Below are 14,722 nucleotides of genomic sequence, written 5' to 3'. Positions count from 1 at the left end.
CCGGGTGGCCCCAGTCTGTGCGGTGCAGTCGCGGGGCCTCTGCGGGGTTGGGGCGGGGCGGGCCTCTCACTTGCGACGGGCCTTCTTGTGGTCGCGGTCGGAGGGGTGGCGCTTGGGCGCGGGAAGGTTGTCGATCAGGTCCCACAGCAGTCCGCCGCTGGCCGCCCACGTCTCCAGCAGGTGCCGGTCGACGAGATGGACGCCGTGGGTCTTGCCCCACGGGATTGCCTTGGAGGAGAAGCCTCCGTTGGTGACGATGAGGGCGAACGTGGCGCCGTGGACGGGCTGGGCGGTGCCTTTGACCTGTTGGAGAACCGGGACGCCGATCTTCTTGCCGGCAGCGCCGTCACGCCGGTGTTTGACCTGGACGGCCCAGATCCGCCCGTCCGGGTCCACGGCCCGCACGTCGCAGGCGTCGTCCCCACCGCCGCCGGTCCGCTCTGCTCGGAACCCGTCGCGGCGCATCAGGTCCCGCACCGCATACTCGAACTTGCGGTAGTGGAGGGCGTCGAGTTGCGCGAGGGAGTACTTCAGCCCGGTACGGCGGAGTCGCTCCTCCCACTTCTGGCGGCCCTCTCGCCGGTAGCCCCACACCGCGAAGAGGAAGCACGCCGGCCCCAGCACGGTGGTGGACGGCCACCAGATGCTGTCCAGCCAGTTGCCGAGCACCACGATTCCGGCGATCAGGGCCAACCCGCCCAGCACCGCGGTGGCCACCATCGCCACCTCCGGCCAGCCCCACGTGTCGTCCAGAGCTGGATCGCCGGACGATCCCGTGGTCTCGCCCACCGGCACGCTGTCCAGCCCGTCGTCCATCGGTTCGGCGGCGAGCATCGGGGGCCTGGCACTCGTCATGCCGCCGCCCCGAGCCGACCGCGCCGGGACAGGTGCAGGAGGTCGGGCAGAGCGGTGCCGCCCTCGGCCCAGCGTCGCAGGGCCTCGCGGTCCACCCAGTAGATGCCGTGCTTGTCGCCCCACGCCTTGGCATCGCGGGTGAAGGAGCCGTTGGTGACGACCACCGCGACATCGGCTCGGTGCACAGGCTGGGCGGTGCCCTTGACCTGGTACATCACCTGCGAGCCGACCTTGCCGCCGACCTTGGTGTGCTTGGCCTGTACGACGATTCGGCCCCACCGGGCGTCCTGCCCGATCACGTCGGCGGCCTGGTCGCCCTGCTGGCCGACCTGCCGGGCCTCGATCCCGTCGCGCAGCAGCAGGTCGCGCAGGGCGAACTCGAACTGCTTGTCGTCCATCGCGTCGAGCTGGGCAAGGCTGAGCCGCAGCGAGGCCAGTCGCTGGCGGCGCGCGGCCGCACCCACGCGCCGCAGCCACCACCAGACGGCCACGCCCGCCGCGCCGAGAGCGGCCAGGACCACGAGCAGGGGCAGGCCGTCGGTGACCACCCACCGCAGGCCCTGCGCGGCCCACGACACCACGACCAGCGCGATAACGACGGCGGCGACGCGTTCGGCCCCAGTACGCGGCGCCCTCAGCCCGAGCCGGCGGAGCTTTCGGCGCATCAGTGGCCCGCCGCCGGGGCGGAGGCCGGGGCGGTGGTGCCCGGGTTCGTGTTCGTGGTGGTCGACGAGCCGTCGCCCTGCCCGTACAGCCACAAGTCGCCGACGACGAGCGCGGCGACGAGCCAGCCGCTCGTCTTGTTGATCCTCGGCCGCGGCTTTCGGCGGATGTGGCCCTTCACGTAGGTGTATCCCTCGGGCACCATGCGCTTCCCCTCCCGCAACGGTGGACCGCCCGACGCGGTCCACCCTCGGGAATTGGTGTAGCAGCGGCCCCCGACAAATCCTGACTGATCATCAACAATGATCATCAGCTGCAGCGTTAACCAGCCATCGACCAGCCTGCCGGGGCGCAAGCCCCGGGGCAAAGCGATGACCAGTGCCGATACCCCAGCGCCTCGAGGCTGCCCGGATCCGCTGCGGCATGGCACCACTACGGGCATTGGGGCTGGGGAATGCGGATCGCCTGCGGAGGGATACGAATCGGCCCGGTGACTCCCACGGACGCTTCGGTCGCCACAGATGGCGGGTTCACGGCGGCGCACGCCCGCGCACGGTGGCCGCGCGCTTGCGAGGGCAACTGCCTGTTGCGGCGGGCGCCGTGGCCGCCTCATGGTTCTCGGTGAGGGTCGAGAGCGACCTGTGTGAAGCTCTTTACTGCCTTAAGCGTCGGCCGTCGGCAGCGGACTCGACGTCCGCCGAGGTGAGTTTGGCGAGTGGGCGCTCGACTGAAGCGCCGGTCACGACCGCGACGGCGGCGATACCTGGCGGGCCCAACACGCGCTGCGCCGCGAGATGGTCGACTCCGCCGCAGCCTCCCTCGGCCCTGGTCATCTCTTCACCGTGGAACGACGCGAGGACTGGACGCCCCGGACCACCATCACTGGCTTGCGGCCCAGGCCCAATGCCCCAGTATCCGATCCCGTGCGACGCGTCGGCATCGATTCCGGCCGCGGCTGTCCGGGCACCGCCCTCGGGCTGGCGTTTATCACCGAGGAGCCGCGGCGGCTTCCACCCAATCCCACCCACCCGGGATGCACCGCAGCAGGGCGGTATTCCGAGGAGTTCCTATTCTGATTGGGGGTTCATGTCCGCCCGCTGAGCTAACGTCAGCGCCCACGAAGCGCCCACGACCGAGAGAGAAGAGCCACGTGGCCGTCAGCAAGCGTCTCCGGTTCGAAATCCTCCGCCGTGACAACCACACGTGCCGCTACTGCGGGGCCACGGCCCCCGACGTGAAGCTGACAGTCGACCACGTCACCCCCACCGCCCTTGGCGGAAGCGACAGCCCGGAGAACCTCATCGCCGCATGCGAGCCCTGCAACAGCGGCAAGTCCTCAGTCCCTGCTGACGCGGCCATCGTCGCCGACGTGGCCCAGGACGCTCTGCGCTGGGCGGCAGCGCTCAAGCAAGCCGCCGCCGAACTCGAAGCGCAGGAAGCGCCCAGGCTTGCCTACAGGAAGGCGTTCCAGCGGGCCTGGGAAACGTGGACGTACGAGAGCGGCGGTCAGCGCCTGTCAACCCCGCTCGACGAGAATTGGCGTACCAGCATCGAGCGCTTCCGGGTAGCCGGCCTGCCCGTATCGGTGTGGCCCGACATCGTCGAGACGGCCATGACGAACCCTACGGTCAAGCTGCCCAACGTTTTCAAGTACGTGTGCGGCATCGCGTGGCGCATGATTGACGGACTTCAGGAGCGTGCCAAGGCCATCGTCAGCGCCGAGGACAAGTTGGCCTCTGATGGCGATGAACGCGACCCGATCGCCGAAGCAGCCGTTGACGTGTGGGTCAACGAGTGGCCAGGCAGCATAAGCAACGACCAGGGCCGGACCTTCTCGGCAAGTGTCGCGCGATGCCGCGAAGATGGTGGTGAGGAGCCTCATCGGCTCCTGCAGGGAGCGCAGTTCGCTGCCTGGTTCCATCTCACCGACGTCACCGAGGCCCTTGCAGCATTCGACCGTGGTGAGGTGCTCGAGGCATGGTCGATATCTTGGCTGATCAAGGCGGGCGAGTACCCGCCTGCCGATCTGGTCGACCGGGTCAAGGCCCAGTGTGACGAGCTGCTGAACGAAGGCGTGTACGTCGTTCGCGTCCTGCGGGCCGCCATCTATGCAGGTGCGCATCGCTCCTCGAACCTCTACTTCGGCCTCGGCGAGGCTGAATTGGCGATCACCAAGAAGCCGGCGTTCTTCACCCGCATGTGCGAGATCTGGGCCGAGGCGTTCTTCTCCACTGCGACGCGGTGGCCGAGCCGAGACGAGGTCGGGGCCTTTCAGGACGGGGTGCTTCGTGCGGGCCGGGAGTACGAGTTTGCGGTTCAAGACCTGTTCACAGCCGCTGCTTGGGCGGGCGCGTACCAGGACTCTGACATCACGACCTGCCTGCCGTACTACGGCTCGACTCTGGAAGCGGCCAGTCGACTTCCCCTCGGCGTGAGTGGTCGCTGATGCCCCGGATCCGATGTCGATCTGCGTCCAGCCCGCCGCTAAGACACGGGGAGAACGGTCACCATGCCGCAGGAGATGACGTCGACGGTGCCTCGGCGGTTGGCCTCGGTGCCGCTGCCATTGGTAGGCGAATCACTGCATAGCTGGGTTGAGCACGTAGCGGCAACCTATGAAATCGGTCGCAGGCATGCCATGTCACTGCTCGGTCTGGAAGTGGAAAACAGTGCCGGCAGACGCCTTGCCTATCGAACCATCCAGCTCACCACCGCCCAAGCAGCCAACGTGAGCGCCGCCACCGGTCTGACCCTCGATGAGGTTTTCGCGATGACGCTCAGCCCCTTGTATGTCGATGACAAGGGTCAGCGGATACCGGACCTGTGGATCAACGCAGGAGGCAGGAACAGCTTCCGCTCCACTAAGGTACTGGGAGGAGTCTGCCCAAAGTGTCTGTATGAGAAGGACAACCGGTGGCCTCTGCTCTGGTACAGGAGATGGTCGGTGATCTGCCTGGAACATTCCTGCTACTTGGTGCGCGAATGCACTAGCTGCGACGCGCCGATCCAGCCCTGGAGATTCCGGGACAGGAGTCCGGGCTTGTGTACAGGGCCGATGTCGGTGAGCCCGAGCCTCCGACGGCCTGCCGCTGTCGAACGCACCGGCGCCCTCTGGTGCGGAAAGCCATTGAAGGAGCTTCCGGTGCTTCGCACCCGTGACCGCGTCCTGTTGGAGATCCAAGCGTGGCTCAACACCTTGCCACTCGTCGATGGCCCAGGGCAGGAATGCGACCGGGCCGCAGAGAACGACTTCAACGTCCTACTCAAACTGGTCTCGTGGCATGCCGAGCCCCGCCACCTCGCCGGGGCCGACAAGGCAGTCCGTGAGGGCTTCCCCGCACGAACCCGGTCCAGGAAGGCCGCCAACTCCTTCCCTGGCCTTGGGATGGCCGGCATGGTCCGGATAGCGGGACAGTTGGCCATCTGCGAGGACATGGACGAGGAGACGCGATGGCTCCTGGGCAACGAGGAAGTGGATTCACCACGGTCGTACCCTGATCATCCGTGGGACGACAACGACATCTGGCTCTTCCTCCTGGGGAGCCAGCGTCTCCAGCCGATCTTGAAGCTTTCACTGGGGCCGCTTTCTTATGACAAACTTACCTGGCGCCGCGATCTCTGATCTGGTCAGCGGCTCTGGCAGGTTGGGTGCACATGATTCAGGAAGGCCAGCCGCGAGAAAATTTGGAATTCTCCTGCACTGCCTCTACGATCGGCCTAATTCGCTCGCCGGAGTGGACGGGTGGCCGAGTGATCCAGGAACGGCGGAGCGGTCGAACGGCAGGATCTGCCGGATGCTTTCTTAGATCGGCCAGTGAAAGGGCGGCCTGCAAGGGGTTGTCTGCGAAGACGACCTGGGATGCCACGCGCAAACACCCGGTGAGAACCAGCATCCCAGGATGGAACCGATCCCTCTCCCTCATGAGCCTACCGTGTTTCACGAAGTATCTTCGGGAAAAAGAAGAAAAGGCGTCATGTATCACTGGATCGGCGCCGTTCAGATGCGCGGGAGTCGCTAGGAACAAGGCCATCACGGCGATTTCCGAGAGATCTTGGAAGTCGGCACGGGCTCGGTCGCGTGAAGCCTCGCTGTCGGCCTGGAGATGCTCGAGGAGCAGCTTCTGGAGTCGAATCAGCTCGGGATCCCGCAGCGGTGGCGCTTCTGCGTCCCGGAAGCGCCCAGGACAGCGAAGAGCCGGGTTGGCTCCGCGCTCCCGAGCAGCGCGGCCGCAGACCCCTCGTGCGAGGCTGACTTCGGCGGGCCGCACCTTCATGCGGCACGCCGGACAGATGGTAATCAGATAGCACCTGTGGACGAGGCAGCAGAACACCCAGGGCAGTGACCAGGCCAAAGGCCACCTTCCATCGTCGGCGGCAACGCACCCTGGGCAGAAGCGGAGCTCGGTGTGATCGACCCAGGGCTCGGCTGCGACACCGCGTCCGGACGATGAACCGGCACGCGTCGGCCTTGTCCGCAACGCCGTCCCCACGAAACGGCTCAAGGTCAAGTTCCTGGCCTCGCTGCCCGCCAGCCCTGTCGCGGCTTCGATCCGAGTCGTGGTCTCGTCATCCAGGCTGAAGACGGGCGAACGTGTGGAGGTGAGAGAGAGCCGGGCAGGCGCTTCATCGACAGCTATGACCCCGGTGGCCTGGGCGGCTTGGTCCCGGCTGACGTCGAAGTCAAGCGCGACCGCATCGAGCCAACTCAGGAGAGACTCGCCGGGCCGAGGAAGCGGAACCGAGGATAGTCGTCGCGGGAGGGGGCGAGGCCTCGGCAGGCCGGCGACTGCAACGAGTGACGGCTGGGGTTGCTGGGCACCCTCATCATGCGAGTTCACGCGTCACAGGATCCCAGGAAGCCTCGCGTCGAAGATCGAACACTCCCTGTAGTCGGGAGGTGCTCACTGAAATCTTTGGTGCGGTACTGAAGAACCTACTGAAATGATTCTTGCGCTACTGAAGTCTTTCGCGCCGTCCGACACGGCAGGTGTGCGGGCGGTATGCACGCGCCCTTGTTGTGCTAGCACTTGAGCGCTAGCTTGAACGGCATGGGTAAGAAGCAGCTGAACGTGCGGGTCGACGCCACGACCGCCGAGATGGCCCGGGAACGGGCGGAGCAGCAGGGGATCTCCATGAACCAGTACATCGAGCGCCTGGTCCAACAGGACATGGGCGAGTCCGGACGGGCCTTCGTGGACGCGGCCGCGCAGTTCATGAAGGAGTACGAGTCGGCCTTCCTCGCCGAGTTCGGGGAGCCGGGCGACCTCCAGGACGTGCGCCGTTGAAGCTGGAGGTCGACCTCTCATGGCTGCTGATGACCGCCGAGCAGTACACACCCGGTGACCCGCAGGTCACCGACTACGGCTCGCTGCTCGCGGCCGTCACCCGACACCAGGCCGAGATCTTCGACATATCGGTCTACCCCGAACCGCAGGACCGTGCCGCCGCGCTGATGCACCAGCTGATCCGGGTGCCCGCGCTGGAGAAGACCAACGAACTCTTCGCGACCGCCGTCGCCTACGCCTACCTGGTCGCCAGCGGGTGCACCGTCGCCACCACCGCCCGCGAGGTGCGCAGCCTCTCCCGGGCCATCCGCGAGGGGCGGCTCGGGGTGTCGGGCGTCGCCGAGCGGCTGGCGGCCTGGGTGGTGGACGAGGCGGAGGGCGAGGGCGTCACCGGGGCGGAGGAGGAGGACGAGGACGACGACTGACCGGCGCCGTCCCCGTCCCCGTCGTGGCGCACCGGGTGCGCCGCCTCAGCCCTGGGGCGAGGCGGGCTCCGCGATCAGGGCGGTCGCGAACCGGCGGAAGCCGGCCCTGCGGTAGATCCGGGCGACGTCCTCGTCGCCGGCGGACAGGAACACCGTCCGTACGCCGGCGGCCCGGGCGTCTGCGACCAGGGCCGCGGTGACCGCGAGACCCAGGCCGCGTCGGCGGGCGGAGGGCAGCGTGCCCACCCCGACCACCTCGGTGACCGGGCCCACCGGGTTGTGCTGGCCCGCGCACACGGGCGCGCCGTCCTCCAGGGCAGCGGCCAGCACGGTGGTGCCGTCGCTGATCCGCCGTGCGATCCGCGCCACCCCGCCCTCGGCCGTCAACGCGGCCGCGCTCTGCGCCAGTTCGGCCGCGCCGGCCGCGCCGGTGGCGGTGCCCGGGCTGCCGAAGGCCACGTGCGGGACGGCCACCGCCTGCGCCAGCTCGGGCGCGTCCGGGCCCAGCACCCGCACCTCCACCCGCTCCGGCAGCACCGGCGCCGGGGCCGGCTCCTCCTGCGCGTCGAGCACCAGCAGCGGGTGCTCGTGCACCGTCAGGCCTGCCGCCTCGACCGCCGCGCGCAGCTCCGGGTTCTGTTCGGCCACCCACTCGAAGGCCTCCGGCACGCCCAGCTCGCGCTGGCGCGCCAGCACCCGGCGGACGTCCTCGGCGGTGGCGGCGGGGCCGTCGTGGCCGAGCGCGGGGCGGGCGTAGTAGTGCCAGCCGGTGTCGCCCTCGCGGACGAAGAGGGTCAGCGGGCCGAAGTCCTCGGTGCGGGTGGCGCTGCGCGGTACGGCGTCGTAGTAGCGCTCGATCTCGTCGAGCAGGGGGCGGTCGGAAGCATGATCAGCAAGGGTCACGGCGTGCATCCAAGCAGGGGCGGGGGCGGGGCGCCACCGGTTTGTCGGTGGGGCCGGGGTGCCACCGGTTCGTCGGTGGGGGCGGGGCGGCCCCGGCTTCCCGGCCGCCGGCTCGGGGCCCGTCGCCGCCGGGCGGGGGCCGATTGTTGCCGAACGCTTACCCGCTCGCAGCGATCTTGTGCGGCCACGGCGTGCATGCTGAAGCCTTTACAGCTCTGCCGAGGGGGACGGCGGACGTCTGCACTCGGCGAGGCAAGGGGGAAGACAGGCCCATGAGGCTCTGCTTTCTGGTGGAGGAACACTACCGGCGCGACGGCATGCCGCTCGACGTCGCGCGCCGGCTCACGGCGTGGGGGCACCGGGTGGACGTGCTGCGCCCCGGGGACTCGCTGCTGGCGATCTCCGAGGAGGTGCGGGCCGGCAGCCATGACGCCTGGGTGCTCAAGACCGTGTCCGGCGGGCCCGGGCTGACCCTGCTGGAGTCGGCCGCCGCCGTCGGCCTCACCACGGTGAACGACGTGCGCTCGATCCGCGGGGTCCGGGACAAGGCGCTCGCCGCGGTCATCGGCCGCACCCGGGGCCTGCCCGTCCCGGTGACGTACGCGGCCGCGCGCTGGGAGCGGCTGGCCGAGATCCCGGCCGCCGAGTACCCGCTGGTGGTCAAGCCCGCCGACGGCAGCTCCGGGCGCGCCGTCCGGCTGGTGCGCAGCCCCGAGCAGCTGCTGGAGGTCGGGCCGGAGCTGGCGGGGGAGGGGCTGCTGATCGCGCAGCCGTACGTGCCCAACTCCGGGACCGACCTCAAGGTGTACTGCGTCGACGGCGAGCTGTTCGCGACGGAACGTTCCTCCCCGCTGCACCCCGGGCAGGGCGTGCGGGAGCGGCAGGTGCCGCTGCCGGGCAGCGTCGCCCGGATCGTCGCGCAGGTCGGCGAGGTGTTCGGGCTGGACCTGTACGGGGTGGACGTGCTGCTGGGGCCGGACGGGCCGGTGGTGGTGGACGTCAACGACTTCCCGAGCTTCCGGCAGGTGCCGGACGCGGTGGCCAAGGTCGCACAGGCGGTGCTGCGGCTCGCGCGCAGCGGGACGGCCGTGTCGGCGCCCGGCGGGCCGGCCGCCGCGCTGGTGTCCGCGGGTGGCGGCCCGTACGACCGACCGGGCTTCGGCGAGGGGGAGTTGCTGTGAAGGTCGGGCTGATCGCCGGAGACCCCGGGCACCCGGTGCTGGCGGCGGCCGCCGAACTGTTGGTGCGCCAGGGGCACGAGGTGGCGGCCGTCCCGCCCGCCGGGCCGGTGGCCGGGCTCGCGGACGTCTACCTGCTCAAGGCCCGTACCCCGCAGGCCCTGGCGCTGGCACGGGAGTTGGAGCGGCGGGGCGCGCCGGTGGTCAACTCGGCGGCGGCCACCGAGCTGTGCCAGGACCGGGTGCGGATGGCCGACCTCGCCCGCGCGGCCGGACTGCCCTTCGCGGCCACCCATGCGGCCGGGCTGCTGGGCGAACTCACCGTCCCGGCCTACCCGTTCGTGGTCAAGAGCCGGCACAGCAGGCGGCACGACCTGGTCGCCCGGGTGGACGGCCCGGCCCGGCTGCGCGAACTCGCCGAGCGCTGGCCCGAGGAGCCGGTCGTCACGCAGCCGTTCGTGCCGGGGACCGGTTGGGACCAGAAGCTGTGGGTGGTCGACGGGCAGGTGTTCGCGGCCCGGCGGCAGTCCGAACTGGCCACCGGGACCGGGAAGTCGGGGCGGGCGGAGGACTGGGAGCCGTCCGCCGGGAGGGCCGCGCTCGCGCTGCGGGTCGGCGAGGTGTTCGGGCTCGACGTGTACGGGGTCGACCTGCTCGACGGGCCCGCCGAGCCGGTCATCGTGGACGTCAACGCCTTTCCGGGGGTCCGTGGCCGGCCCGGCGCGCCGGAGGCGCTCGTGGCGCTGGCGCTGCGGGTCGGCGCCGAGCGGGTCGGGGCGGAGGAGGGGCGGGCGCTGATGGGGCAGGGGTCCGCGGGTCGGGCCGTGGGGCCGCAGGCCGCTGGACGGGCGCTGGCGGGGATCGGGCCGGGGAAGGGCGCGCGGTAGGCCGCTCGGCCGGGGGCGGCCGGTGCGCCGAGGTCGTTAGGCTGGCTGGCGCCCCGACCGGCCGGGGCGTACGGCGAGAGAAGACGGAACCTTGCTCCAGGACATCGAGCGCTACCTGGCCTGCCCGCACTGCGCGCAGGCCCTCACCCGGCACGACCGCAGCCTGCGCTGCCCGGCCGGGCACAGCTTCGACCTCGCCAAGCAGGGCTACGTCAGCCTCCTCGCCGGCGACGCCCACACCGGCACCGGGGACACCGCCGAGATGGTCGGGGCCCGCGCGGACTTCCTCGCCGCCGGGCACTACCGGCCGATCGCCGAGGCACTGGCGGAGGCCGCCGCCGGTGCTCTCGCTTCCGCCGACGCTCTCGCTTCCGCCGACGCCGACCCCGGTGAGCCCGGTGGCCTGGTCGCCGACCTCGGCGCAGGCACCGGCCACTACCTGGCGCACGTGCTGGACGCACTGCCCGGCACCGTCGGCGCGGCGCTCGACATCTCCAAGTTCGCGCTGCGCCGCGCCGCCAAGGCGCACCCCCGGATCGGCGCCGTGGTGTGCGACGCCTGGCGCCCGCTGCCGCTGCGGGACGCCTCGGCCGGACTGATGCTCAACGTCTTCGCCCCGCGCAACGGGCCGGAGATCCGCCGGGTGCTGTGCCCCGGCGGCACCCTGCTGCTGGTCTCGCCGACCGCCCGCCACCTGCGCGAACTCGTCGACGCGCTGGGGTTGCTGTCGGTGGACGAGGAGAAGCAGCGGCGGATCGACGAGAAGCTCGGGCCGTACCTGGAGCCCGTGGGGCGGCGGGAGGTCGAGTTCACCCTGCGGCTCGGCCCGCAGGACGTGCGCACCGTGGTCGGCATGGGGCCGAGCGCCTGGCACACCGACCCGGAGCGGCTCGGCGCCGCCCTCGCGGGGCTGCCGGAGCCGGCCGAGGTGACGGCCTCGGTGACGGTGGCCGCGTACCGGCGCTGAGCACCACGTTGGGATGAATCTGCCGCGCAGGCACGTTTCTGCCGGTCGGCCTGCGGCTAACGTCCGACGGGTGAACCGCGACGCCACCAGGCCCGCAGGGCCGTCCCACCTCCGGCCGGACGCCCCGGGGCCCGACCGGCCACCCGTGCCGCGCCCCACCGTCGAGGAGCTCCGGCTCACCTCGTTCAAGTCCTACCGGCGTGCGGTGCTGCCGCTCGCGCCCCTCACCGTGCTGCACGGGCCCGCCGGGGTCGGCAAGTCCAACGCCCTCGACGCGCTGGCCGTGCTGTCCCGGCTCGCCCTCGGCGAGGAGATCGCCGACTCGCTGGACGGGCTGCCCGAGCGCACCGGCCCGCTCGCCGGGCCCGTCCGCGGCGGCCTGGACGGGTGCGTCCCGCACGGGCGGGACGCGATCATCCTCGGCTGCACCGTCCGCTCGCCGCACGGCTCCATCCGGCTCGACGTGGTGGTCCGCACCGACGGCCCGGTCCGGATCGCCCGGGAGTCGCTCACCCTCGACGGCCGGACCCTGATGGACACCGGCGAGCAGGACGTCCGCAACCGGCGGGTCAACGTCTGCTGGCACAACGACACCCGCCAGGGCGACATCCGGGCGCCGTTCCCCAGCGGCACGCTGATCACCGCGCAGCTGCCGCTGCGGGTCGCCGGCTCCTCGGCCGGGGAGTGCCTCGTCCTCGCCGCCACCGAGGACCTGCTCACCGCGCTGCGCGAGGTCTTCCCGCTGCACCCCGTCCCCGCGCTGATGCGCGGCTGGGCCCGGGCCGACCCGCAGGCCCGGCTGCGCAGCAACGCCGCCAACATCTCCGCCGTCGTCGCCCGGCTGAGCAACGAGTGCCCGCGCCGGTACGGGCAACTGCTGCGCGCGGTGCAGTCCGCCGCGCCCCATCCGCTGCTCGGCCTCACCCTGGCCGAGCGCGAGAGCGCGGGCGTACGGCGGGTCCTCGCCGTCTTCGACGAGGGCGTCCTCGGGCGCACCGGGGCCGACCAGGCCTCCGACGGGATGCTGCGCCACCTCGCCTTCGCCGCGGTGCTGCTGACCGGGGCCGGGGTGCTCGACCTCGACGTGGCCGCCGAGGTGCCCTGGGCGCACCGGCAGCTCACCGTGCTCGCCGAGGACCTGGGCGCGGGGCTCTCCGCCGAGCAGACCGCCACGCTGCTGCGGCTGGCGCGGGACATGGCGGAGCGCAGCCAGCTGCGGGTGGTCGCGGCCCTGCAGGAGCCGGCGGCGGCGCGGGAGGTGCTGGGCGGGGCGCCCGGGGGCGGGGTGGTGCTGGTCGAGTGCCGGCGGGATCCGGACTCGGGGTTCACGGTGCTGCGGACGGAGACGGCGCGGGTGCCGGCCCAGGGCGGGCGCGGGGAGGCGGCCGGTGGGGCGGGCCTCGGGCCCGACGGCGGTAGGACCGACGGCGGTGCGGACGGGGGTGCGGCGGCGGACGAGGGCCTGGCGGCGGAGCGGGTCGCGGGGCGGTCGGCGGGGCAGGGGGGCTCGTCCGGGTCCGCGGAGGGCGGTGGGGAGTCCCCGGCGGATGGTGGGGCGGCGGGTCGGGATGCGGTAGACCTGGAGGGGTGAGCGAACGAGTGACGGGGCCGGCGGAGCCCACCGTGGAGGCCTTGCGGCAGCGGCTGGTCGACTTCGCGGCGGCCCGGCGGTGGGAACCCTTCCACACCCCGAAGAACCTGGCGGCGGCGCTGAGCGTGGAGGCGGGGGAACTGCTGGAGATCTTCCAGTGGCTCACGCCCGAGCAGGCGGACGCGGTGATGTCCGATCCGGAGCGCGCGCACCGGGTGCGCGACGAGGTCGCCGACGTGCTGGCGTACCTGCTGCAGTTCTGCACGGCGGTCGGGGTGGATCCGTTGGCGGCCCTGGCGGCCAAGATCGAGCGGAACGAGCTCCGCTTCCCGGTGCCGGTGGACGCGGCCGGTGCCTCCGGGCAGGCGGTCGGGGCCGCGGAGAAGGAGCCCGGTGCCGCCGAGGAGGCGGCCTCCGTCAACTCGGACATGGGCGACCAACCCTTGTGAGGGAAGGAAGTTATCCACAACCCCCGACTTTTCCACAGGTTCTGACAACCCGGATGCGCGCTCGCGCTCTTCCTCGCACGCTTTCGCCGTGACCAGCCGTCACTGCCCGGCCGCCCTCCCCGGCGGCCCGGGGCGACGGCGACGACGAGCGGGAGGAGCGGTGGCCATGGAGGCGCTGCGACTGATCAAGACGGCCCGGCACGCCCTGGCCGAGGCCAGGCACGTACCGGACGTGCTGGCCGAGGCGCGGCAGGCCGCGCTGCTCACCGAGGCGGTGGGTGCCAGGCTGGCGGAGTCGGAGGACGAGGAGCTCACCGGGCTGGGGCAGCAGCTGTCCGAGGCCGGGGCGCACGCGGCGGTCTGCCTGGACCGCTCCGTCGTCCGGGCCGCCCTGGTGAGCGGCGGCCGGGCCGCGCGGCTCACCGACCTGGGGGACCTGACGCCGGCCCTGGGTGCGCTGGACGGGCTGCTCCAGGACGTCGGCGAGACGCTGGTGGTGCTGGCCTGCGGGGCGGACACCGAGAGCATCTACTGGACGTGCATCGACGGGGTGGACGCGGTGGCGGAGTGCAAGGACCTGACCGTACGGCTGCGCCGGGCGGCGGTCCGGGCGGAGGAGGCGCAACCCGCGGCGCTCGGCGGGGCGCAGCGCGAACGGGAGCCGGCGGAGGCCGGGGCGCCGTTACTGGTGGTCCGGCTCGGGCCGCCGGGTGAAACCGGTCCGCCGGGCGGTGACGGTGGCGGTGCGGCGAGCGGCAGCGGCTCGCCCTCCGGCAGTGGTCCGCCGCCCGCTGGGGTTCGCCCGTCGGACGGCGGCGGCCCGCCCGGTGGGGGCGGGCCGGCCGAGGAGGGCCAGGCGGCGGGCTACCGGGTGCCCGGCGCGTCCGAGGCCTCGGAGGTGTCCGTTCCGGTCGGATAGGCGGTGGAGCCGGCGCTCCCGGGGCCGGAGCCCTGGAGTTCGGCGAGGTCCGCGGTGACGGAGGCGAGCAGTTCCTGCATCTGCTCCAACAGGCTCTTGGGAGTGGCGGGTCCGGCCGAGGTGCCGTCGGCCGAGCCCGTCGGGCTGCTCGGGAACTGCGGCGTGGCAGATGGTTCGGACATGACGGGACCTCTTCGGATCGGTGGCGCGGTGTGGAGCGGCCGACGGTGGCTCGGACCGCACGGCGGGAGGCGGCGGTTGCCCGCCCACCGGGGCACCCGCCCCCGCCGTAGCACCCAACGAACTGCCCCGGACGCCGTCACCCGGACACCACTCGATGCGGTCCAACTCCGCTGCGCGGTCAGCCTCCCGGGTGAGCCGGGGTTGCCCTCGCGGCGCCGCCTCGTCTAGGGCGTGTCTGACACTTCGCGTCGGATCAGGGCGCGGCGTTGGGGTGCGTGCATCGCAAGGCGGAGGAGGGAGCCACTGCGGAGCATTGGCGACCGACGACAACGCGGCGAGGTGCGTGCCCCGGCGCCGCGAACCCGGCGGGAATTGTCAGACACGCCCTGGGGCGCTGCCTCCTGGGGCCCACGCGGA

General features: G+C 71.8%; 16 protein-coding genes. 10 read left to right on the top strand and 6 right to left on the bottom strand.

Annotation, left to right across the window (positions count from 1 at the left end; all coding sequences use genetic code 11):
* Window positions 1–66: 66 nt before the first annotated feature.
* Genes ACZ5GH_RS12565 through ACZ5GH_RS12555 form a run of 3 tightly spaced genes read right to left on the bottom strand, consistent with a single transcriptional unit; the run spans window position 67 to window position 1,723 of the window.
* Window positions 67–855 carry a restriction endonuclease gene (locus ACZ5GH_RS12565; RefSeq protein ID WP_464334280.1) on the bottom strand — a complete coding sequence of 263 codons (789 nt, stop codon included), beginning with the start codon at window positions 853–855 and terminating at the stop codon, window positions 67–69.
* The gene (locus tag ACZ5GH_RS12560) at window positions 852–1,520 is read right to left on the bottom strand and encodes a restriction endonuclease (protein WP_464334279.1); all 669 of its coding nucleotides are present in this window, start codon (window positions 1,518–1,520) and stop codon (window positions 852–854) included. The genes ACZ5GH_RS12565 and ACZ5GH_RS12560 overlap by 4 nt, the downstream gene beginning before the upstream one ends.
* Window positions 1,520–1,723 carry a hypothetical protein gene (locus tag ACZ5GH_RS12555; RefSeq protein ID WP_464334278.1) on the bottom strand — a complete coding sequence of 68 codons (204 nt, stop codon included), beginning with the start codon at window positions 1,721–1,723 and terminating at the stop codon, window positions 1,520–1,522. The genes ACZ5GH_RS12560 and ACZ5GH_RS12555 overlap by 1 nt, the downstream gene beginning before the upstream one ends.
* Window positions 1,724–2,668: 945 nt before the next feature.
* On the opposite strand from ACZ5GH_RS12555, the gene ACZ5GH_RS12550 reads away from it, so the two are divergent.
* Both ACZ5GH_RS12550 and ACZ5GH_RS12545 read left to right on the top strand, forming a co-directional pair.
* Window positions 2,669–3,964, top strand: coding sequence for an HNH endonuclease (locus ACZ5GH_RS12550; protein WP_464334277.1), 1,296 nt, complete (start codon window positions 2,669–2,671; stop codon window positions 3,962–3,964).
* A 63-nt stretch (window positions 3,965–4,027) separates the two neighbouring features.
* The gene (locus tag ACZ5GH_RS12545; protein ID WP_464334276.1) at window positions 4,028–5,140 is read left to right on the top strand and encodes a TniQ family protein; all 1,113 of its coding nucleotides are present in this window, start codon (window positions 4,028–4,030) and stop codon (window positions 5,138–5,140) included.
* Between the two features lie 37 nt (window positions 5,141–5,177).
* Here ACZ5GH_RS12545 and ACZ5GH_RS12540 read toward each other — a convergent pair whose 3' ends face one another.
* Complete coding sequence (locus ACZ5GH_RS12540; protein ID WP_464334275.1) at window positions 5,178–6,356, bottom strand: TniQ family protein; 1,179 nt, start codon at window positions 6,354–6,356, stop codon at window positions 5,178–5,180.
* A 210-nt stretch (window positions 6,357–6,566) separates the two neighbouring features.
* Between ACZ5GH_RS12540 and ACZ5GH_RS12535 the strand changes: the two genes are divergently transcribed.
* Window positions 6,567–6,803 carry a toxin-antitoxin system HicB family antitoxin gene (locus tag ACZ5GH_RS12535; RefSeq protein WP_049659744.1) on the top strand — a complete coding sequence of 79 codons (237 nt, stop codon included), beginning with the start codon at window positions 6,567–6,569 and terminating at the stop codon, window positions 6,801–6,803.
* Entirely contained in the window at window positions 6,800–7,228 is a 429-nt protein-coding gene (locus tag ACZ5GH_RS12530; protein ID WP_387748101.1) for a fic family toxin-antitoxin system, toxin component, read from the top strand. Before ACZ5GH_RS12535 ends, ACZ5GH_RS12530 begins: the two co-directional genes overlap by 4 nt.
* Before the next feature lie 45 nt (window positions 7,229–7,273).
* On the opposite strand, the gene ACZ5GH_RS12525 is transcribed toward ACZ5GH_RS12530, so the two are convergent.
* A complete protein-coding gene (locus ACZ5GH_RS12525) occupies window positions 7,274–8,131 on the bottom strand; it encodes a GNAT family N-acetyltransferase (RefSeq protein ID WP_387748103.1) in 858 nt (285 codons plus the stop codon).
* A 272-nt stretch (window positions 8,132–8,403) separates the two neighbouring features.
* Here ACZ5GH_RS12525 and ACZ5GH_RS12520 point away from each other — a divergent pair, with 272 nt between their 5' ends.
* The 6 genes from ACZ5GH_RS12520 (at window position 8,404) to ACZ5GH_RS12495 (ending at window position 14,122) form a co-directional block, all read left to right on the top strand.
* Window positions 8,404–9,312: an ATP-grasp domain-containing protein gene (locus ACZ5GH_RS12520; protein WP_387748104.1), complete on the top strand. Its 909-nt coding sequence runs from the start codon at window positions 8,404–8,406 to the stop codon at window positions 9,310–9,312.
* Window positions 9,309–10,196 (top strand): ATP-grasp domain-containing protein, encoded by an 888-nt coding sequence (locus ACZ5GH_RS12515; RefSeq protein ID WP_464334274.1) that lies wholly within the window; start codon window positions 9,309–9,311, stop codon window positions 10,194–10,196. Before ACZ5GH_RS12520 ends, ACZ5GH_RS12515 begins: the two co-directional genes overlap by 4 nt.
* Window positions 10,197–10,287: 91 nt before the next feature.
* Entirely contained in the window at window positions 10,288–11,163 is an 876-nt protein-coding gene (locus tag ACZ5GH_RS12510; protein ID WP_464334273.1) for a putative RNA methyltransferase, read from the top strand.
* A 70-nt stretch (window positions 11,164–11,233) separates the two neighbouring features.
* Window positions 11,234–12,754 (top strand): AAA family ATPase, encoded by a 1,521-nt coding sequence (locus ACZ5GH_RS12505; protein ID WP_464334272.1) that lies wholly within the window; start codon window positions 11,234–11,236, stop codon window positions 12,752–12,754.
* Window positions 12,755–12,762: 8 nt separating this feature from the next.
* Window positions 12,763–13,203 (top strand): nucleotide pyrophosphohydrolase, encoded by a 441-nt coding sequence (locus ACZ5GH_RS12500; RefSeq protein WP_464336817.1) that lies wholly within the window; start codon window positions 12,763–12,765, stop codon window positions 13,201–13,203.
* Between the two features lie 166 nt (window positions 13,204–13,369).
* Window positions 13,370–14,122, top strand: coding sequence for a DUF6099 family protein (locus ACZ5GH_RS12495; protein WP_387748112.1), 753 nt, complete (start codon window positions 13,370–13,372; stop codon window positions 14,120–14,122).
* On the opposite strand, the gene ACZ5GH_RS12490 is transcribed toward ACZ5GH_RS12495, so the two are convergent.
* Complete coding sequence (locus tag ACZ5GH_RS12490; protein WP_464334271.1) at window positions 14,068–14,304, bottom strand: hypothetical protein; 237 nt, start codon at window positions 14,302–14,304, stop codon at window positions 14,068–14,070. The genes ACZ5GH_RS12495 and ACZ5GH_RS12490 overlap by 55 nt on opposite strands.
* Window positions 14,305–14,722: the final 418 nt, after the last annotated feature.

The organism is Kitasatospora sp. Xyl93, assembly GCF_055383135.1.
This window is presented reverse-complemented; position numbering and strand designations above follow the sequence as displayed.

What these genes read in the sequence shown, in the direction of transcription:
- ACZ5GH_RS12565 (WP_464334280.1), bottom strand. Translation starts at nt 855, where the DNA reads ATGACGAGTGCCAGGCCCCCGATGCTCGCCGCCGAACCGATGGACGAC.
- ACZ5GH_RS12560 (WP_464334279.1), bottom strand. Translation starts at nt 1,520, where the DNA reads ATGCGCCGAAAGCTCCGCCGGCTCGGGCTGAGGGCGCCGCGTACTGGG.
- ACZ5GH_RS12555 (WP_464334278.1), bottom strand. Translation starts at nt 1,723, where the DNA reads ATGGTGCCCGAGGGATACACCTACGTGAAGGGCCACATCCGCCGAAAG.
- ACZ5GH_RS12545 (WP_464334276.1), top strand. Translation starts at nt 4,028, where the DNA reads ATGCCGCAGGAGATGACGTCGACGGTGCCTCGGCGGTTGGCCTCGGTG.
- ACZ5GH_RS12535 (WP_049659744.1), top strand. Translation starts at nt 6,567, where the DNA reads ATGGGTAAGAAGCAGCTGAACGTGCGGGTCGACGCCACGACCGCCGAG.
- ACZ5GH_RS12520 (WP_387748104.1), top strand. Translation starts at nt 8,404, where the DNA reads ATGAGGCTCTGCTTTCTGGTGGAGGAACACTACCGGCGCGACGGCATG.
- ACZ5GH_RS12495 (WP_387748112.1), top strand. Translation starts at nt 13,370, where the DNA reads ATGGAGGCGCTGCGACTGATCAAGACGGCCCGGCACGCCCTGGCCGAG.
- ACZ5GH_RS12490 (WP_464334271.1), bottom strand. Translation starts at nt 14,304, where the DNA reads ATGTCCGAACCATCTGCCACGCCGCAGTTCCCGAGCAGCCCGACGGGC.